Raw genomic sequence first — 18,910 nt, 5'->3', positions numbered from 1 at the left:
TAACTTTAAAGCGAATATATGGACATTGAAGCAAGGTTGAGTAAACCCCACCCTTAATATATACTTGATTGGTATTTAGGAATTTAGAGGTGAAAGTATGTTTTCAAGAATTCGAAGATTATTAATAGGTGATACATTACGAACGGACCAACTTACAGCAGAAAAGTTTAATGTATTTTGGGGTTTACCAATTTTGTCTAGCGATGCTATCTCTTCAGTTGCTTATGCAGGAGAAGAGATTTTGATAGTATTAATTCCTATACTTGGATTACTATCATATAAATACATGTTTTATGCTGCACTATGTATAGTGTTTTTATTATTTTTACTGGTATTTTCATATAGACAAACTATAGACAATTATCCATGTGGTGGTGGTTCATATATTGTTGCTCATGACAATTTAGGTACAATTCCTGGTCTTGTAGCAGGAGCATCACTATCAATTGACTATATTTTGACTGTAGCCGTTAGCGTTAGTGCAGGTACAGCAGCTATTTACTCAGCAGTACCAGCGTTATATGCACATAAAGTAGTTATTTCTGTTGCTATTATTATATTAATGACTCTAGGTAATTTAAGGGGAATTAAGGATTCTTCAAGACTATTTGGAGTTCCAACTTATTTATTTATTGTATCAGTTGCAGTTATGATTATTACTGGAATTATTAGACACTTTGTATTTGGATATAATCCACAACCATTATACCCTATACAGCAAAAGGCAATAGGAGATATAACTCTCTTTTTATTCTTAAGAGCTTTTGCTTCTGGGTGTACAGCACTTACTGGTGTTGAAGCTGTAAGTAATGGTATTCCAAACTTTAGAGAACCTTCTCAAAAAAATGCTAAAATTGTACTTGGTTTGCTTGCTGGAGTTGTATTGTTTATATTTGGAGGATTATCTTATCTAGCTACAATATATCATGCAGTTCCGAACCCAGAAAATACAGTTATTGCTCAAATTGCTACACAAGTTTTTGGTACAAGTTTCATGTATTATGCTGTACAAGTTACCACAGCATTTATCTTAATAATGGCTGCTAATACTGCTTATGCTGATCTTCCACTTCTTTTATCATTACTAGGAAGAGATGGATTTGTTCCTAGACAATTTGCTAAGAGAGGAAAAAGATTAAGCTTCTCTAATGGAATTATATTATTATGCATTGCTTCATGCTTATTGATAATAGTATTTAGCGGTGATACGCATAACTTAATGCCTTTGTATGCCGTAGGAGTTTTCATATCCTTTACACTTTCACAAACAGGTATGTTTACCAAATGGATTAGAGAAAAAACACCTGGATGGAAACATAAAGCAGTTATAAATGGTATGGGTGCATTAGTTACATTTATAACAGTTATAATAATTGGAATAACTAAGTTTAAACATGGTGCTTGGATTGTATGTGTTCTAATACCTATCTTTGTATTTGTTATGCTTAGGATAAAGAGACATTATATAAAAATCGCAGAGCAGCTAAAGCTTCCTCTAAATATAAGGCCAAAGAATCTTGAGCCCTCTGATGATAAGCAGCACGTAATTATCCTAGTAAATTCTTTAAATAAGGCCTTTTTAAAATGCTTGAACTATTCAAAGTATATTTCTAAGAATATTGTTGCCTTTTATGTTTCTGTAGATAGCGAAGAAGCTAAAAAGTTACAGAAGAAATGGGAAGAGTACGATGTGGGGATTCCCCTAATTGTAAGACAATCGCCTTATAGGGAGATTATAGACCCTCTAATAGATTTTATAAATTCAGAGGAACATGCTTCAAAGCCTGGAGAAACAGTTACTGTAGTTATACCACAGCTTGTTATTACAAAATGGTGGCATAATATACTTCACAATCAGACTTCCTTATTTATAAAGAATATGCTTTATAAGCGCAGAAATATTATAGTAATTTCTGTACCATATATAATAGAAGAGTAAAGAAAATAGAAAAACTCCCTTAGCTAATTGAATATAATTAGTTAAGGGAGCTAATAAAACTGTGATTACTTAATTACTTTTTATCCTTAAGAATAATATTGTCGTCCTTTAACTTTAAAGGCACTGTTGCAATAGCTATGTGCTTATGCTTCAATAGTTCGCCGCTGATAAACATTCTAGTATGATTATGAAGCAATTTATGCCACATATTTCTAACAGTAAAGTTTGGTATTACAACTGTGATCATATCGCCTTTTTTCATATCGTATTCTTCTGATTCAATAAATTCTATAAGAGGATTTACAATCTTTCTATATGGAGAATTTCTTACAACCAGAGGAATATCAGTATTAAGTATTGCCCATTTTTTCTCTATTTTTTCTTTTTCTTCTTCATTTATAGTTATATTAAAGGCTGTTACATGATCCGAAATTGTTTTTGCATATCTAAGAGCTCTTATACTCGCCCTATTCACGCTGGCAATTGGAACAATAACACGGTTTCTATATAGTTCTTTATCTAAATCTATGGTAGCTAATTCATCTTCTTCAATTCTTAGCTGTTTAGCAACTGCATTATAGTGATCTTTAACTTTAAGCATAGCCTTTACCAAGGTTGGAATTATAACTATAACAATCCATGCTCCATGAGTGAATTTTGTAGCGCCGATGATTATTACTGCTACACCTGTAACTAAAGCACCCATTCCGTTAATGATTGCTTTATGCACCCATCCAGGTTCTTTGGTTCTAACCCATCTCATAAACATTCCTGTTTGTGAAAGGGTAAATGAAACGAACACTCCTACTGCATATAGTGGAATAAGAAGATGTGTCTCCCCTTTAAATACAACAATAAGAATAGCAGCTACTGTTGATAAAGCAATAATTCCATTAGAATAGCTTAGTCTATCTCCTCTTAATGCAAATTGTCTTGGAGCATAACCCTCATGAGAAATTACTGAAATTAACATTGGAAAACCTGAATATGCAGTATTTGCTGCCATTGCAAGTATAACTGCAGTAGTAACCTGTATGTAGTAATACATAAAACCTTGTCCAAAAACACCCATAGCAATTTGTGAAAGTACAGTTTTTCCTGCTACTGGAGCAACTTTATATATGCTAGCTAAAACGGATATACCACCAAAAACTATAAGTACTATAAACGCCAGCAGCATAAGAGTAATTTGAGCATGCTTTGTTGAAGGTTCTCTAAAGTTTGGTACTGCATTACTTACAGCCTCAACTCCCGTTAACGCAGAACATCCAGATGAAAAGGCTCTAAGAAGCAAAATTATAGTCACTGAGCTTTGTGTTGCAATTGCTGCATTACTTGGTGGTGGTGGTACAATACCAGTAACTTTAAATTTAACAATTCCAACTAATATCATAGTAACCATTCCTAGTATAAAAGCATAAGGTGGTATGCTAAAGATTTTAGCTGATTCGGTAATACCTCTTAAGTTTCCAAGCATTATAAGCAATAAAATTAATAGGCATATAAGCACTCTATGTCTTTCTAGAGATGGAAATGCGGAAATAATAGCCGATGTTCCTGCTGAAATACTTACCGCAACTGTAAGTATATAGTCAACTGATAGAGCAGCTCCTGCTGAAATACCAGGAATAAGTCCTAAGTTTTCCTTAGCTACAATATATGCCCCTCCACCATTAGGATAGTTTTGAATAGTTTGTTTATAGGAAAAAGTTAATAGCACTAAAAGTCCTACAATTGCAGCGGAAACTCCTATCATGCTATTGTATGCTAGTATTCCAACTACAGGATATAGCACAAGCAATATTTCCTCTGTAGCATAGGCAACTGAAGAAATAGCATCACTTGATAGTATAGGTAGTCCCATTGCAACGCTGTATTTTTCTCCACTAAGTGCATCATTTCTCAGTGGCTTTCCAATTAATAATCGTTTTAAAGTTTCAAACATAATATCCTCCTAATTTTGTACGTGCCATAATTAATTATTTAAAATTTAAATATATAGAAATATTAAAAATGGATAATTTAAAATAGAATATATGAAAATTATAATTGCGCTTTTAATATTTAAAATAAAGAAAAAAGCCTAGAGGGCTTACGCCCTCTAACTTCTTCATAAATCATTAAGTTATTTCCATATACATTAAAATTTTTATTTTATTTATTATCATTATTTTTACTTTGCTTATTGCCTTCTATGTGTGATGCTATTGTAAACCAAGCACCGCCTACTGCAAATACTCCTATAACAACGGCAATTAATATATCTTGAGCATTCATCATATTTCCTCCTTTTAATTTAATATTAGAAAGAAATATTCACGCCCTTATATTTACTCACATTAAAATAGATTGTTGATATATAATATAATTTTTTGTTACCCTCAAATAAAAATCTTCGATACAGAAAATATATTGCAAATACATATACAGTTATAGATAATGAGATTGCTAAAAAGTTATATATATTAAAAAATACGTTTCCTACACTAAATTTTTCTCCATCCTTATTTAGAACAGAAGTATTAGATTCGCTGGGAAGTTTTATTACTTTCTGACTTACTTCATTTCTATTGCTATTTTGGTATTTTACTACACCCGATGGAAAAGTAATTTTTATTATAAGTACCAATAACATTAAAGAAATTAATACCATCTGCTTCTTATTTTTTATAAAAATCACTCTCCTATGGGAATCTAATACCCATATTATACACGCTTTGTTCACATATTAGAAGATATTTATTGAAAATATTTCCGAAAATGTACTTATCAGCTTTATTTTACCTCATAAACCCAAGACCTTATTTTTGAAAGCTTTAAATAATCCTCTCCTTGATCAAAATAATATATAGAATATATAAACTTATCACCTTTAGCATTAAAAACTATACTGTCTGCATTTCCTTTATTATCAACCTTTTCTATAGGCATGGTTTTTACATTTTTTATTGAGCTTCCATCATAGTTTCCTATATAAGTTATATGATCAATACCAGTTGGTTTATTTTTATTTATAGTTATAGTCTCTACATCATAGTTAACTATATTATTATTAATTGAAATCCCAGTGTAAGCAGAAACTTTACTATAATCTGATCTTTTTGTTTTATCATATACCAGCTGTGTAAGCTCTTTACTTTTAATATTATATTGCTCTATAGCAGTTGTATTTTTATATTTTGCACTACTAGAATTTACTGCCATTAATAATAATTTATCTCCATCTTCTGTTATATCTGATATTAGACCTTTCATAGCTCTTACATTTTTAATCTTATTAGGGCTTGCTAGGTTATACTCATACAGCCTTCCTTTATTTGCTGAACAAGCATAAAAGCTGTCACTTACTTTACTGTATACCCAACCTACATAAGGCTCTTCAAAAGAATCAAACAACCCCTTAATATATGGATTCTTATATACTTTTCCCGTACTTAAATCTAGAATTCTTAGTACTTGATTAGCATCTGAACCATCAGAAACATAGCTCATGATATAAATATATTTATCACTGCCTTTAACAAAGCCCGATTTAATCTTAGGCAAAATGTCACTGTCCTTAATTGTTTGCTGTGAACTAGCAGCACCAAAGCCCGGTTCCTTAAATTCTTTAATAGCTTCTGTTAAATCATAGATCAGCTTTTCACTATTATCACCAGCACTATACGTCCATAGTGCGTTGTCCTTCATAAATAAGAACTTGCCATAAAATCCTTGTTTACCTACATCACCGCAATATGCCTTTTCTATGGTTTTTAATTTAGTACGCTGTGAAGTTTTAATATTTATATTATAAATGTTTATATCCCCTTCTTTTTGCTTGTTAATATCTTCGTAACTAGAACTCAAATTTTCATTACTATTAGTAGCTATGATATTTTCATCATCCTTCCAGAGTACTGGATAATATATTTCATTTCCAAAATCCAGTTCATTAAGCTTTTGAAGCTTTATAGAAGCATTCTCCTCGTCAATAAGCTGCTGCTTAACATTTTTACTTAGTTCTATTTCTTTTTCTTTGCTGCTGCACCCAGCTAACATAAAAGTAGTAATGCATAAGATTACAGCTATAATTAATTTACCCTTTCTCATAAATGTTGCACCCCTTTTAAAAGTATTATTTATGGCAGCTTCCTGCTCTATATATAAATAATACCAAGTACTATTTTCTAAAATTGTATCAGTTGTTTCCAAAGTGTTTCCAAATACTTTTTATTTTTTATTTTATTTAACAAGGGGTATCTCCACCTTAACTGTTATTTCATTTCCATTCTCAATAGTTATTTGTCCTTCATGCTCCTTAACTATTTCGCTGCAAATATATAACCCAAGGCCACTGCTTCCCTTTTCCACTTCATCTTTTCCCTTTATAAAAGGTTCAAAAATGCGATTATATATATTTTCATCTATGGGTTTACCTGTATTTTTAACTTTTATCTCATATGCATTTTCTATTTTCTTTCCGGTTACATATATTGTGCTTCCTTTAAAAGAATACTTTATTGCATTATCAACTAAATTAATAAAAAGCTGCTGCAGCTTTCTTTGCTGTCCAAATACTTTGCCTTCAGCTATATTCTTGTTTATGCTTACAAAATATTTATCTGCTTTAATTTTCATATCTGAGCATACGTCGCCTAAAAGCTTGTCCACTTCAATTTGTATTTTGTCCTCCTCCAAAAACAAAGTACCCTTGGATACTTCAATTAAATCTAGAACTAGTTTATGCAGCCTTTCACTTTCAAGATAAATTCTTTCCTCAGCCCTATGCTTAAACTCTTCATCCTCTGTCCTATTTTGGAGCAGCATTTGAGAGTAACCAGATATAGCTGTAAGGGGTGTTTTTAGCTCATGTGTAACGTTATTAAAAAATTCTCTCCTTACTTTTTCAAGCTTTTCAACCTTTTCCTTTTCTTTATTTATAGTTTCTATTTGATCCTTTATCTTATCCTTCATCAGCATAAATTCTTTTATTAATATACCTATTTCATCTTTACTTTTAATTTCTATATTTCCATCGTAGTTGCCTTCCTCTACACTCTGCACTTGCTTTGTAAGCGTTAGTATAGGCTTTATCATACTACTAGCAAAAAGATAGGCTGCAGTAAAAATGAATACAAAAATACCTATTTCAATACGTGTTATCATATTTATTGTCTTTATATTATCAGCATATATATCACTAAAGCTGCTGGCTATATTTATTATTCCAATAAACTTACTGTCGCTGTAAATAGGATATGACAAAATCCCAATAGCATCTTCCTCTGAATATTTAATATTTATCACTGCCCTGCCTTCTAAGGCTGAACTAGTACCCTTTTCAAGCAGCTCGCTCATTTCATCGATTATATTGGAATCTACCACTTTTCCCTTTGTATCCCTTAGTTCATATTGATAATAATTACCTATTACCGATGACCCAACTACTTTAGATATGCTTTTATAGAGAGCCTGCTCATCAAATTGTGTTTTATCATTATTTATATTGCTTACTATAACCTCTCTAGAGCTTTTCATTAAATCGGACATAGTGCTTTTTATGCTTTTTTCTAAATTAGAAGTGAATATTTGTCTTATAAAAATATTTAACAGTATTCCGGATATAATAAAAATTACAGTTAATCCTAGAGTAATTTTAGCCTTAATGCTATTTTTCATCTCTGCGCCTCATTACATACCCAACCCCAAATACTGTATCTATTATAGATTGACCGCCACTTGAATCCAGCTTTGCTCTTAATCTTCTAACATGAATGTCTACTGTTCTTAAATCTCCCTCATAATCGTAGTCCCATACTTTATCCAAAAGCTCTTCTCTAGAGAATACCCTATCCCTATTTTTAACAAAAAACACCAGCAAATCATATTCCTTAGGCTTTAGCTTAACTTCTTCACTACCTCTTAAAACTATTCTCTTTTCCAAATCAACCTTTACACTATCACTTAGCTTTATATATACATTATCCTCAGTTTGTTCTCTATATCTATCAACTCTTCTAAGAGCAACCTTTACCCTGGCTAAAACCTCTTTTATATTAAAGGGTTTTGTTATATAATCATCAGCACCTAATTCCAGCCCAAGAATTTTATCAATTATATCATTTCTTGCAGTAAGCATTATAACTGGTATTTTATATTCGGCACTTATTGATCTGCAGAGCTCAAACCCTGATTCATCCGGAAGATTAACATCAAGCAACACCAAATCAGGGTTAAACTCTTCAAATTTAGTTCTAGCTTCCTTTGCACTAAAGGCACTTGCTATTGCATATCCCTCACTCTTTAATGCAAAAGTTAGTATATCATTTATTGAAAAATCATCCTCCACTACTAATATCTTTAAATTCATCTCTAGCCCCCCCAAATAAGCTATAATTTAATGTACAACCATATTATATCATTTAGTGTAATATTTGTTTAATTGCTTTTCACAAATAAAAAAAGGACTATACTAGTAAAATTTCACTAGTATAATCCTTTTATTAACTTCTAACAAGAATAGCTACCCAGGTTTTTGGTCCAACAATACCATCTGGAGTAAGGCCTACTGTTCCTTGAAATGCCAGTACAGCTCTCTTAGTGTTTCGCCCAAATATGCCATCTACTGGGCCTACTGAATAACCCAAATTTAATAAATACTGCTGAAGTTCAGCTACAGCTGCTCCAGAATCTCCAACACTTAAGGTTGGCTTTGATAGATTTAGAGCTATATCTATTGCTTTTAAGGTCTGCGGTCCAGCAATTCCGTCTATGGTTATTCCATATGCCCCTTGGAAACCTCTAACTGCAGCTTCAGTATTCGGTCCAAATATACCATCTATAGTTCCAGGTGAAAATCCAAGGCTTGCTAGATTACTTTGAAGCTTCGTTACAGCATCCCCGCTATCTCCTAATTTCAAAACACCGGTATTATTTATTGTTCCAGGATTTTTTATTGGAGAATTCATCAACTTATCCCAAGTATTTGGACCAACAATACCATCTACAGCTAAGCCATTTATTGATTGAAATAATCTTACTGCCTTATCCGTATTAGGTCCAAAAATTCCATCTATATTGTCAGTATAATATCCAAGCTCTGCAAGCTGTTTTTGAAGTCCCTCTACAGCCTTTCCTGTATCCCCTAATCTAAGCATAGGAGTTGGATTTGGACTTGGAACTAGGCCCTGTTTGCCATTAACAAAAGCTATTAGTTCTGTTTCATCTCCATAGAAGAGATTTAAATCTACCGCAGTGGCATTAACGCCATCAACTGTTCCTGTATCGGAATACTGAAGAAAAGTCCACTTACTCCATCCTGCAACATCCTCTGGCACATTTACTCCATATCTTGCAAACCACAATAGTACATCACCTAAGGATTCGTCAAGATAATCCTTTGCAAAATATAAATATGTGTACAACATAGGCTGCAGACCTGTTCTGTCCTTTACCCTATTAATAAAGGTTCTGCACCAGCTAACTATTTCTGCTCGCCCTAAACCAGCATTTGACTCAATATCAAGTACTGGTGGCAAATCTCCATTTTGAAAACCGTTAAAAGATCTAACAGTATCCACAAAAAAATCCGCTTCCTTTATGGCATCATTATAAGGTCTTGCGTAATGGTAAGGACCAGCAATGATACCATTTGCCCTAGCATTGCTATAGCTTCTATTAAATTCTTGATCTACAAAGGTTACCCCTTCTGTAGATTTTATAAATGCAAAAGAATACCCCGCAGCTTTTACCTTGGCCCAATCCACATTGGTATCATAATTTGAAACATCAATGCCCTTTGCATTGCTCATATTAATTGCTTGCATAAAACCACCCCTTAACAGTTTATTAATGGCGATGCTTAGAAGTTACATATAATTGAAAAATAAAATACTCGAGTTTAAACTCGAGCTTTACTAAAAGAATCCTTTAACCATAAGCATAAATCCAAATAATGCTAATGGTATACCTATTATTGCACCAACTATAGTTAAGCTAACAGCTACCCCTACTATCATAAAAACAATTCCTAAAATAATAGCTGTAAGCCTTCCAGTAGTTTTTATTATGCCAGATGCTAACTTGAAGATTGCCTCAAAGGGCCATAATAAAAATCTCATAATATCTCCTCTACATATTTGTTTAATATAATTATATTGCTCACTAACAAAATATGCATTATTACTGACTTTTTACCACAACTTTAATTAATTATTTTTGAACATACTGCATATCTGTACCAAGTATATGTCCATCAATCCATTCGTATATGAAATTCATTAATTCTAACATATATTTATCTTGGCTATTATCAATTTTCTTAAAGTCAATATCATTGAATTTTTTTATAAAATCATCATGCTGTACCTTATGAGATAGGAACTTTTTATATCCTATTTCCATCATATAATTTTCTTCAAATTGAAAGTGAAATACAGTGTAATTTTTAAGTTCTACTATAATATCCATAATTTTGTCGTACTTATCAATAACTAAATCATTCTTAATAAGCTCGTACAATCTGTTTCCAATTTCGAATAACTTTTTATGCTGCTCATCAATTTTATCTACCTTAGTTTCGTATTCTTTCTTCCATTCAAACATCTCTGTACCCCCAATAATTCATAAAAGTTCTTTTGATTATTAAAATGTTATATTTGAAAATTATATCATATCTAAATATGACCTTGGCAAATAATTTTAATAAATAACAAAAATTTAACACCCCTGCATAACCATTGCATATGAAAGCTTCTTATGACTTATCCATTTTAATGCTGTTGTTTTTAGTTTATAATATTATTGGTGATATGTGTGAATTATGTTTATATACTTGAATGCTCTGACAAAACCTTGTACACAGGGTGGACAAACAATTTAGAGAAAAGATTAGAAACCCATCAAAAAGGAAAAGCCTCAAAATATACAAGAGCTAGACTCCCCGTAAAACTTGTATATTATGAGACTTATGAAGATAAAATATCTGCTCAAAAGAGAGAATACGCTATAAAGCAGTTAACAAAAGTTCAAAAGCTTAAGCTTATATCCAACTTTAAAGTGGAAACACCTTACAGTTAATTTGTATCATATTTATCTTCTAATTTAACTACTGCTTCTTCAATCTCTGTTTTTGCTGAAAACAGCTTAACTACTTCCCACCAGCCTGTAGCTATAACGCCTAGTAATAGCGATACCAAAAGCATAGCCGGTTCCATTGCTGCAGTCTTGAATATAGACTGCAGTCCAGGAATGTAGACTATGGCAAATATCATAACCAAAGCTAAACTATTTATATATAGTCTGGCTTTATTTGTTGGCTCCTTAAATACTTTATATAAATATTGAGTATTTGATCTATTTACAAGCACCAGCACTACATTAGATACAATTAGTGTCATTAGCGAAAAGCTTCTAGCTATTTCTACTGAAATTCCACTGTCAACTAAGTAGTGGAAAGGTACAAAGGCCGCTGCAAACATAACTAGCCCCTGCAAAATTACTTTTACAGCCATAACCTTAGTAAGAAGTGGCTCATTAGGTGACCTTGGAGGCTGATCCATTATATAAGGCTCTGCTTCTTCACCTTCAAACACTATGGAGCAAGTTGGGTCTATTATTAGTTCTAGTAGAACTATGTGAACTGGCAAAAGAATCTGCGGAAGATTAAATAATGGAGAAAATAACGCTAAGGCCATTATAGGAATATGGATAACCATTATATAAACCATAGCCTTTCTTATATTATCAAAAATTCTCCTGCCATCCTTCACTGACCTAACTATGGTAGTAAAGTTATCATCCATCAATATCATATGCGCAGCTTCCTTTGCTACTTCTGTACCGCGCTTTCCCATAGCAATACCTATGTCAGCGTTCTTTAGTGCAGGAGCATCATTAACTCCATCCCCTGTCATAGCAACTATTTCACCATTAGCCTTTAATGCCTTAACAATTTTCATCTTATGTTCTGGAATAACTCTTGAAAATATATCGCAGTGTTTAACTGCAGCCTTGAGTTCTTCCTCTGACATATTATCAATATCTTCACCAGTTATAACTAAATCTTTAAATTGAAGACCTATTTCATTGCCTATGGCCATTGCTGTTTTACTATAATCTCCCGTTATCATAACTACTCTTATACCTGCTTTTCTACAGAGCTCTATAGCCTCTTCTACACCTTCCTTTGGAGGATCTTGAAGCCCTACGAGTCCTTTAAAGCTCAGGCTATATTCTTCTAGATTTTCATAAAGCCCATCTGAGTAATCCTCTGCAAAGGCAAGAACCCGTAGCCCCCTAGAAGCTAAATTATCTATAACAGCTTGAACTCTATTAAATTCTGCTTCCCGAAGCTTGCAAAGGGGCAGGATAGTTTCTGGAGAACCCTTAGCTGCCACATAATAGCCATTTTCCAAAGTATATATATTAGCCATTCTCTTTGTCTTTGAATCAAAAGCTATTTTATGAGCTATATCTAGGTTGTATATTTTATGTCTATCCGCTATTACACCGCTGGTACAATCTACAATGGCTTTTTCCATAGGATCATAAGGATCTTTTTCACAGGACATAATCATAAGCTCTGCTAGCTTCTCTGAGCTAAAGCTCTTTGAGTCACTTAGCTTACCTGCTTCAAAAATCTTTCTTACTTCCATTAAATTTTTTGTTATGGTTCCTGTTTTGTCTACTCCTAAAACTGTAGCTGCGCCCAAGGTTTCCACTGCTGAAACCTTTCTCATTAGTGTATTATTCTTAGCTAATCTAAAAGCTCCTAAAGATAAAAACACAGTTAAAACTACAGGAAACTCCTCTGGAATAATAGCCATAGCTAAGGTTATGCCAGACAAAATACTTTGTATTATGTCATGGTTATAAACATAAGTTAAAGCTATTACCATAATGCAGAGTACTAGCCCAGCAATAGCTAATATCTTTACTAAATGCTGAGTTTTCTTTTGGAGTGGTGTCAGCTCTTCCTTAGTCTCACTGATGGCCTTGCTTATCTTGCCATATTCAGTGCTGAAGCCTGTAGCTGAAACCTTTGCTGTACAGGTTCCAAAAACAGATAGGGTTCCAGCATAAAGCATATCTGTTCTCCAATAGTCCCCTTTACTTTCATCCTCTGCTTTAGCTGCATATTTAAACACGTGCTCTGATTCACCAGTAAGCACTGATTCATCCACTGAAAAGTTAGAAGTCTCTATAACTATACAGTCTGCAGGTATTCTCTCACCCTCAGATATAAACACTATATCTCCTGGTACAAGCTCAAAGCTCTTTATAACCTCTTTCTTTCCATCACGCAAAACTGTTACATGTGGCGAGGTCAGTTCCTTTAAAGCATTCATAGTCTTTTCTGTTTTCCATTCCTGAACAAAGGTTATTGTAGCTACGAACACTACAAATATAAGCAGTATGCCTGCTTCTCTTGGCTCTCCCAAAATAAAATATAGTAAAGCTGCTCCTACTAGAAGCAAAAACATAGGTTCCTTAAAAACCCCCAAAAACTTTTTAATTGGATTAGGCTTTTCATTTTTAACAAACTCATTTAAACCATACCTTTTCTGAAGCTCCTTAACCTCATCAGTAGTTAAGCCTTTTAAATTTTCACACTCCATCCCTTTTACCTCTTTATTATTTTTTTATTCATCCGGATATATTTATAGTATATGCAGCAGTTTCCATTTTGTTATCAAATGATAATAAAATATTTCCAAATTATATTATTTCCAACGATTTAACCTATTAGTTATCAATTGTAATTATTATCATTTGATAAAGGGATTTTGTTTCATTTGCCTTTTAATATCACTTGCACTATAGCTTCAAGTGGAAGTTGTTATCAGTAGGCTAAATTAAATATTATTTCTTTGTATAAAAAAAGCCCATATAAATATGAGCTTAATATTTTGAGACAATACCAATTATTCTCTCATTACAAATCTAGAATTATTTAAATTGAATACCTTTTATTGATTCTATTCTTATTAGCTTTTCAATTTCGGATTTTTCTATTTTCACCAATAACCAATCTTCATCAATATCTTCAAGCAGACAATACTTTGATAATATCTCGTAATCTTCAGCATCACTTTCAAATTTAATTTTTCCAAGCCTGCCTATATTCTTTCCTAAAATACCTCTTAAAGATGCTTTTTCAGAATTACTTATACCACATTCTTTAATCATACGCTTAAGCTTAGCAACTTCTGATGATAAGCTTACACACCAAATCAGTGCAGCTATTCCAAAGATATAACCTATTGATTCCATATACTATTTTTCCTCCTTCACATACTTTATAGAAAGTATTGAGGAAATAGGCAGTAATTTTGTTTCCGTTTTCTTGCCCTTGGTATATTGAACATTAATCCACTGCCCATCAAAATCTTCAATTACACAAGTAATATTTAAAAGGTCATAATCAATGGCATCATTATAAAAACTTAACTTAACCTTTTTTCCTTTTGAACCGTATAAAAGACGGGTTACTGCGCTGCTGTTTTCTTTTTTCACTTCCACTTTATCACAATTATCATTCAGTAGATAATCACAGCTTACACCCAATATTTCTGCCAGATAAACTATCTTATCCATCTCCGGATACGACTGATCCGATTCCCACCTTGAAATTGACTGTCTAGTTACTGACATTAGCTCAGCTAGCTGTTCTTGCGTTAAATTTTTTTCCTTCCTAGCATCTGCTATTTTTCTTCCTAAACTCATATAGCACCTCCGTTACTTAATACAACTTTATAATAATTCTTAGCAAGTTAAATCTCCACCAACTTTGAATTTCTAAATGTAACACCTTAGTTGCATTGCATGTTACATTGGTTATATCCATATTATACCATAGCATTTTTTTACTTAATATATCATGCATTTATGATTTTCTGCATTAACAATATATAAATCAAGACTCAAAAAAGAACCTTGGTTTTTCAAGGTTCTTCTATAGCACTATTCATTTTTAACCCCGTTAAAAAAGCTTTCAACATATATGTCCTTTTCATTACTTAAATCAATCAACACATTACCTTGAAGCAATATAGGATTTAGTAGATTATCCATATTCACTTTAACAACCTTGCATACTCGCTTATCGCTTAGAATTACCTCTTCTCCAATATAGAAATTTATCATGTGCCTTAAAAACATATCGCAGTATTTATAGTCAAGTTTTTTTACACTTTCTTCCCTGATTATATTAAGCACTTCAAAAGGTCCTCTAACTTCTTTTGAGTATGTTCCTGAACTAATTTCATCAAATAAATCTGCAATTGCAATTATTTTCGCAAATTTGTGTATCTCATCACCCTTAAGACCTAGCGGATATCCAGATCCATCCATACGTTCATGATGCATCAGAATTCCATAGCCCACGGAAGGATCTAAATACGGAAACTTTTTTATAAATTCATAACCAATAATAGGATGTGTCTTAAATATCTTATATTCATTAGAAGTTAGCTTGGTACTCTTTTCTACAATATCTTTATCTAGTTTTGTTTTACCAAAATCATGAAGCACTGCAGAGTAAATCAAAAAATTTAGTTCCTTCCCAGCAATCCCCAGCCACTTTCCAAGTATAAAGCTAATAGCAGCCACGTTTGTACTATGTCTATAAAAGTTTTCCTCTGTGCTTCTGTTAAAAGCAATATTTCTAAGAATTGCATCTGTTGCAGTAAATTTATCTCGAATATTTCTCGTAAAAGCTCTCAACTCTTCTATATCAGTTTGCTTCACGTCTGATATACTTTCAAATGTTTCCTCTAAATCAACAGAGAAACTATTTAAAATATCCTCAAGTTCATCTATGGTTTTTAAGTTAAACGATAACGTATCATTTAATTTCTTTTCAGGCAAATCACTTCCTACATATACTTCAACGCTAGTTACCACATAAGACTGTTTAAGTGTAGCTATAACCGGCTCAGTAATTGGTTGACCTTTTGCTAGTAATATATTGTTTCTGTCATAAATATCTGCAGCAGCTATCATTCCCTCTTTTATATCCTTGATTGATATTAATTTTTTGTGGTCTTCCATCCAACTTCACCTCTTAATCAATTATTAATGTTAACAAATATATATTATAATTACATTATCGTACTGTTCCTTACATTTCTAGATATGTTTTTTATTATTAATTTAAATTTTCTTGAAATTTGCACTTACATTTTTGAATTCTAAAAGAAATGTAAAAAAGGAGCTCTGTTAAGAGCTCCAAAAATATTGCATTAAAGATTTTTATGTGTTCCATCACAATATGGTGGATTTTTTGTATGCTTACAAGCACATAAATAAGCAGTTCCATCTTTTTCAGCTGTAAAAGCTAATGGCTTAAAAGATGTTCCTTTGTGAGATCCATCGCAAAATGGTTGTTTACCACTCCTACCACAAGAACACCAATAATATGTTTCTCCTTCTTTAAGTTCAACTGGTATTGGTGATTTTTGACTAATTTTTGGTTCTTCCATAGATATCACTCTCCTTATTCTTATTTTATATATGAAATTCTATTTTATAATATAAAATCCTTTTTTTAACTAAAATTTAATAAAAGCATACTATATTACCTCGCCATACCAACTACCCACTTAATTATTAAATAAAATAAGTGTAATTATTTAGCCACATATACTGGTTTAACAATTACACTTTTATAACATTGCATATTTTTAACTCTAGTAAGATATACTTTTCTCCCTTACAGCTAAGCTTTATATAAAGTATTTATTAAGCAAACATCTCATGGGCATCTTGCTTCCCATTACAGGATTAAGAACATTATAGTCCTCATCTCTATTTTGCTTTACCTCGTCCCGTTCCTTACTTTCATGTTTTTTCTTGTGATTTTTGTCCATTTGAGTCACTCCTATTTATTTTTTAATGATCAGCATGTAAAAACTATTATTTTAAACATACTTCTCCTATATAGTTTTTCCAAATAGGACTAATAAAATTCATAATAAAAACCTAACTGAATAACTCAGTTAGGCAAACATTAACTTACTCCTCAATTACATTTATATATTGTTTTAAGGCCTCTCTATTTTTAATCACTATTCTTTTATCCTCATAAATAATTATGCCTTCATCAATAAATTTATTTAAAAATTTAGTAACCGTGATTCTGGAGCAGCCTATATTATTTGCTAATTCCTGATGAGTAAAAGGCGTATCTATGATAATTTTTTCTGATTCACCAGTACCAATACTGCAGGATGCCATCCTCAATAGGGTATCAGCTATCTTCCCAATAGAATCGTTAAAAACACTATTAGTCATTTGAAGCATAACTATTCTATATTTTCTAGTGACGCTGTGAAGAAAGTATCTATAGGCTTCTGGGTTATCAGCAAGCTCTGGCTCCAATACATTCTTATATATTATGGAAACTTCAGCATTTTCCTTAACCCTTGCCACTGTCAGCTTTGACCCCCCACAAAAATAGTTCATCTCCTCAAATATTTCTCCTGGGCGGAGAACATACAGCATCTTTTCATTTCCGTTGGAATTAAGCACATTTATAGATACAATTCCCTTAACAACAATTCCAAAGTAATCATCACTGTGTAATTCAATAATCTCATTTCTGGAATATTTCCTAATTATCCCTTTTTTACCTAAATTGTTTAAAAAATAATCTCTCATAGCGTTTTGTCTATTTTCATCGAACAGAGAATTATACAACTCTTTCACCACCTAATCATGATTACTATTGAACTATGTTAGAATTATACCAAATTCCGCGAATATTTACTATTGGTAAATAGCACAAAAAAACCCTGAATAAAATCAAGGTTTTTAGTGCTATAGACGAAGCTTTTAGCCTGCTAGATTTTTATGCTTAGCATTATGTTTATTGCAGAACTTTTTCCAGTCTCCGTCCTTTATATAAATATCTTTACTTCTAAGCTCTTCTGCGCTCTTTAAATTGTAAATATAAGCATAGGCTGTTTCACACCCTTTGCCTTCTAGAAGTTCAACTTCAATTTCTAGCCTATTGTATTCATTATTAGCATTATTTTCTCCAAAGTAATGCTCCATTTCATCAATTTCTCTTACAGTGTTTGTATAATCTTCAAAATCAATGAGTTCTCCATAAACATAATCACAGCCATCTACCATAGCAGGATATCCACAATCCACTAGATGATATAGTTCCCCTTTTGTTTTAGCATATTCTCTTGTTATTATCTTTCCTTTTAAGTATTTTTCATAATTAATAAATCCTTCTAAAAGTGTTCCATATACGAAAAATTTTTTTGCCACAAAGATCACCCCTTAGCATATTTTGCCATGAGTTACTTTTATATCATCCTTATTCTCTACTACGGCTTTTATAGCCAATGATAAACCCTTTGCCATTTGCTCCAAGGTCATATATGGAGTATTAGCTTTTCCTATTACCTGTTCAGGAATAAATGGAACATGTATAAAGCCTCCTCTGATACCTGGATACTTCTTACTTGCCAAATATAAAAGACCATACATTATATTGTTACATACATAAGTTCCTGCTGTATTGGATACCGCAGCAGGTACGCCGCCTTTTCTCATCTCTTCAACCATTGCCTTGATTGGCAGGGTTGCAAAATAAGCTGCTTCACCATCATCAAATATCTTTTCATCTATAGGCTGATTTCCTTCATTGTCAGCTATTCTTGCATCATCTACATTAATAGCAACTCTTTCAATGGATATTTCAAATCTGCCTCCAGCCTGTCCAACGCATATTACTACATCAGGTTTCTCCAACTTTATTGCTTCTTCAAGCTTCTCAATGGATTTTCCAAATACTACTGGCATTGGAACCTTAACAATATCTGCACCTGCAATATTGCTTTGAAGCATCTTAACAGCTTCTAATGATGGATTAATTTTCTCTCCTCCAAAAGGTTCAAATCCTGTTACTAATATTTTCATGTGGCTTCCTCCTAGTAAATAAGAGATCCTGATGCTGCATGTAAACAGCATCAA

19 protein-coding genes are annotated in these 18,910 nt (G+C 32.5%); 2 read left to right on the top strand and 17 right to left on the bottom strand.

From position 1 onward, the window contains the following. Window positions 1-97 precede the first annotated feature (97 nt). The gene (locus bsdE14_RS11170) at window positions 98-1,939 is read left to right on the top strand and encodes an APC family permease (protein WP_264850013.1); all 1,842 of its coding nucleotides are present in this window, start codon (window positions 98-100) and stop codon (window positions 1,937-1,939) included. A gap of 73 nt (window positions 1,940-2,012) precedes the next feature. Here bsdE14_RS11170 and bsdE14_RS11165 read toward each other — a convergent pair whose 3' ends face one another. The 8 genes from bsdE14_RS11165 to bsdE14_RS11130 all read right to left on the bottom strand — a co-directional run bounded on the left by bsdE14_RS11165 (window position 2,013) and on the right by bsdE14_RS11130 (window position 10,525). Beyond that, entirely contained in the window at window positions 2,013-3,884 is a 1,872-nt protein-coding gene (locus bsdE14_RS11165) for an APC family permease (RefSeq protein WP_264850012.1), read from the bottom strand. A 209-nt stretch (window positions 3,885-4,093) separates the two neighbouring features. After that, a complete protein-coding gene (locus tag bsdE14_RS11160; protein ID WP_264850011.1) occupies window positions 4,094-4,216 on the bottom strand; it encodes a hypothetical protein in 123 nt (40 codons plus the stop codon). A 498-nt stretch (window positions 4,217-4,714) separates the two neighbouring features. Further along, window positions 4,715-6,031, bottom strand: a complete 1,317-nt coding sequence (locus bsdE14_RS11155) for a hypothetical protein (protein WP_264850010.1) — start codon at window positions 6,029-6,031, stop codon at window positions 4,715-4,717. A gap of 132 nt (window positions 6,032-6,163) precedes the next feature. Further along, a complete protein-coding gene (locus bsdE14_RS11150; protein ID WP_264850009.1) occupies window positions 6,164-7,600 on the bottom strand; it encodes a sensor histidine kinase in 1,437 nt (478 codons plus the stop codon). Beyond that, window positions 7,590-8,291, bottom strand: a complete 702-nt coding sequence (locus bsdE14_RS11145; RefSeq protein WP_264850008.1) for a response regulator transcription factor — start codon at window positions 8,289-8,291, stop codon at window positions 7,590-7,592. Before bsdE14_RS11145 ends, bsdE14_RS11150 begins: the two co-directional genes overlap by 11 nt. Window positions 8,292-8,424: 133 nt before the next feature. Beyond that, the gene (locus bsdE14_RS11140; RefSeq protein ID WP_264850007.1) at window positions 8,425-9,747 is read right to left on the bottom strand and encodes a peptidoglycan-binding protein; all 1,323 of its coding nucleotides are present in this window, start codon (window positions 9,745-9,747) and stop codon (window positions 8,425-8,427) included. 90 nt (window positions 9,748-9,837) lie between these two features. Further along, on the bottom strand, window positions 9,838-10,041 hold the full coding sequence (locus bsdE14_RS11135) for a hypothetical protein (protein ID WP_264850006.1): 204 nt from the start codon (window positions 10,039-10,041) through the stop codon (window positions 9,838-9,840). A gap of 91 nt (window positions 10,042-10,132) precedes the next feature. After that, on the bottom strand, window positions 10,133-10,525 hold the full coding sequence (locus bsdE14_RS11130; RefSeq protein WP_264850005.1) for a bacteriohemerythrin: 393 nt from the start codon (window positions 10,523-10,525) through the stop codon (window positions 10,133-10,135). Window positions 10,526-10,735: 210 nt separating this feature from the next. On the opposite strand from bsdE14_RS11130, the gene bsdE14_RS11125 reads away from it, so the two are divergent. Next, window positions 10,736-10,999 (top strand): GIY-YIG nuclease family protein, encoded by a 264-nt coding sequence (locus tag bsdE14_RS11125; protein WP_264850004.1) that lies wholly within the window; start codon window positions 10,736-10,738, stop codon window positions 10,997-10,999. Here bsdE14_RS11125 and bsdE14_RS11120 read toward each other — a convergent pair. The 9 genes from bsdE14_RS11120 to pcp all read right to left on the bottom strand — a co-directional run bounded on the left by bsdE14_RS11120 (window position 10,996) and on the right by pcp (window position 18,856). Further along, on the bottom strand, window positions 10,996-13,539 hold the full coding sequence (locus tag bsdE14_RS11120; RefSeq protein ID WP_264850003.1) for a cation-translocating P-type ATPase: 2,544 nt from the start codon (window positions 13,537-13,539) through the stop codon (window positions 10,996-10,998). The genes bsdE14_RS11125 and bsdE14_RS11120 overlap by 4 nt on opposite strands. Window positions 13,540-13,870: 331 nt before the next feature. Then, a complete protein-coding gene (locus bsdE14_RS11115) occupies window positions 13,871-14,194 on the bottom strand; it encodes a hypothetical protein (RefSeq protein ID WP_264850002.1) in 324 nt (107 codons plus the stop codon). A gap of 3 nt (window positions 14,195-14,197) precedes the next feature. Beyond that, window positions 14,198-14,647, bottom strand: coding sequence for a helix-turn-helix domain-containing protein (locus tag bsdE14_RS11110; protein WP_264850001.1), 450 nt, complete (start codon window positions 14,645-14,647; stop codon window positions 14,198-14,200). A gap of 237 nt (window positions 14,648-14,884) precedes the next feature. Beyond that, complete coding sequence (locus bsdE14_RS11105) at window positions 14,885-15,973, bottom strand: HD-GYP domain-containing protein (protein WP_264850000.1); 1,089 nt, start codon at window positions 15,971-15,973, stop codon at window positions 14,885-14,887. 191 nt (window positions 15,974-16,164) lie between these two features. Then, window positions 16,165-16,404: a CDGSH iron-sulfur domain-containing protein gene (locus bsdE14_RS11100; protein WP_264849999.1), complete on the bottom strand. Its 240-nt coding sequence runs from the start codon at window positions 16,402-16,404 to the stop codon at window positions 16,165-16,167. Between the two features lie 243 nt (window positions 16,405-16,647). Next, a complete protein-coding gene (locus bsdE14_RS11095) occupies window positions 16,648-16,791 on the bottom strand; it encodes a hypothetical protein (RefSeq protein ID WP_264849998.1) in 144 nt (47 codons plus the stop codon). 145 nt (window positions 16,792-16,936) lie between these two features. Next, entirely contained in the window at window positions 16,937-17,620 is a 684-nt protein-coding gene (locus bsdE14_RS11090) for a Crp/Fnr family transcriptional regulator (RefSeq protein WP_264849997.1), read from the bottom strand. Window positions 17,621-17,755: 135 nt separating this feature from the next. Next, window positions 17,756-18,202, bottom strand: coding sequence for a gamma-glutamylcyclotransferase family protein (locus bsdE14_RS11085; protein ID WP_264849996.1), 447 nt, complete (start codon window positions 18,200-18,202; stop codon window positions 17,756-17,758). Window positions 18,203-18,214: 12 nt separating this feature from the next. Then, the gene (pcp, locus tag bsdE14_RS11080; protein WP_264849995.1) at window positions 18,215-18,856 is read right to left on the bottom strand and encodes a pyroglutamyl-peptidase I; all 642 of its coding nucleotides are present in this window, start codon (window positions 18,854-18,856) and stop codon (window positions 18,215-18,217) included. Window positions 18,857-18,910: the final 54 nt, after the last annotated feature.

It is taken from the genome of Clostridium omnivorum (genome assembly GCF_026012015.1).
Lineage (GTDB): Bacteria > Bacillota > Clostridia > Clostridiales > Clostridiaceae > Clostridium_AX > Clostridium_AX omnivorum.
This window is presented reverse-complemented; position numbering and strand designations above follow the sequence as displayed.

Excerpts from the sequence above, each read along its gene's own strand:
- bsdE14_RS11170 (WP_264850013.1), top strand. The coding sequence starts at position 98 with ATGTTTTCAAGAATTCGAAGATTATTAATAGGTGATACATTACGAACG.
- bsdE14_RS11165 (WP_264850012.1), bottom strand. The coding sequence starts at position 3,884 with ATGTTTGAAACTTTAAAACGATTATTAATTGGAAAGCCACTGAGAAAT.
- bsdE14_RS11160 (WP_264850011.1), bottom strand. The coding sequence starts at position 4,216 with ATGAATGCTCAAGATATATTAATTGCCGTTGTTATAGGAGTATTTGCA.
- bsdE14_RS11155 (WP_264850010.1), bottom strand. The coding sequence starts at position 6,031 with ATGAGAAAGGGTAAATTAATTATAGCTGTAATCTTATGCATTACTACT.
- bsdE14_RS11150 (WP_264850009.1), bottom strand. The coding sequence starts at position 7,600 with ATGAAAAATAGCATTAAGGCTAAAATTACTCTAGGATTAACTGTAATT.
- bsdE14_RS11145 (WP_264850008.1), bottom strand. The coding sequence starts at position 8,291 with ATGAATTTAAAGATATTAGTAGTGGAGGATGATTTTTCAATAAATGAT.
- bsdE14_RS11140 (WP_264850007.1), bottom strand. The coding sequence starts at position 9,747 with ATGCAAGCAATTAATATGAGCAATGCAAAGGGCATTGATGTTTCAAAT.
- bsdE14_RS11135 (WP_264850006.1), bottom strand. The coding sequence starts at position 10,041 with ATGAGATTTTTATTATGGCCCTTTGAGGCAATCTTCAAGTTAGCATCT.
- bsdE14_RS11130 (WP_264850005.1), bottom strand. The coding sequence starts at position 10,525 with ATGTTTGAATGGAAGAAAGAATACGAAACTAAGGTAGATAAAATTGAT.
- bsdE14_RS11120 (WP_264850003.1), bottom strand. The coding sequence starts at position 13,539 with ATGGAGTGTGAAAATTTAAAAGGCTTAACTACTGATGAGGTTAAGGAG.
- bsdE14_RS11115 (WP_264850002.1), bottom strand. The coding sequence starts at position 14,194 with ATGGAATCAATAGGTTATATCTTTGGAATAGCTGCACTGATTTGGTGT.
- bsdE14_RS11110 (WP_264850001.1), bottom strand. The coding sequence starts at position 14,647 with ATGAGTTTAGGAAGAAAAATAGCAGATGCTAGGAAGGAAAAAAATTTA.
- bsdE14_RS11105 (WP_264850000.1), bottom strand. The coding sequence starts at position 15,973 with ATGGAAGACCACAAAAAATTAATATCAATCAAGGATATAAAAGAGGGA.
- bsdE14_RS11100 (WP_264849999.1), bottom strand. The coding sequence starts at position 16,404 with ATGGAAGAACCAAAAATTAGTCAAAAATCACCAATACCAGTTGAACTT.
- bsdE14_RS11095 (WP_264849998.1), bottom strand. The coding sequence starts at position 16,791 with ATGGACAAAAATCACAAGAAAAAACATGAAAGTAAGGAACGGGACGAG.
- pcp (WP_264849995.1), bottom strand. The coding sequence starts at position 18,856 with ATGAAAATATTAGTAACAGGATTTGAACCTTTTGGAGGAGAGAAAATT.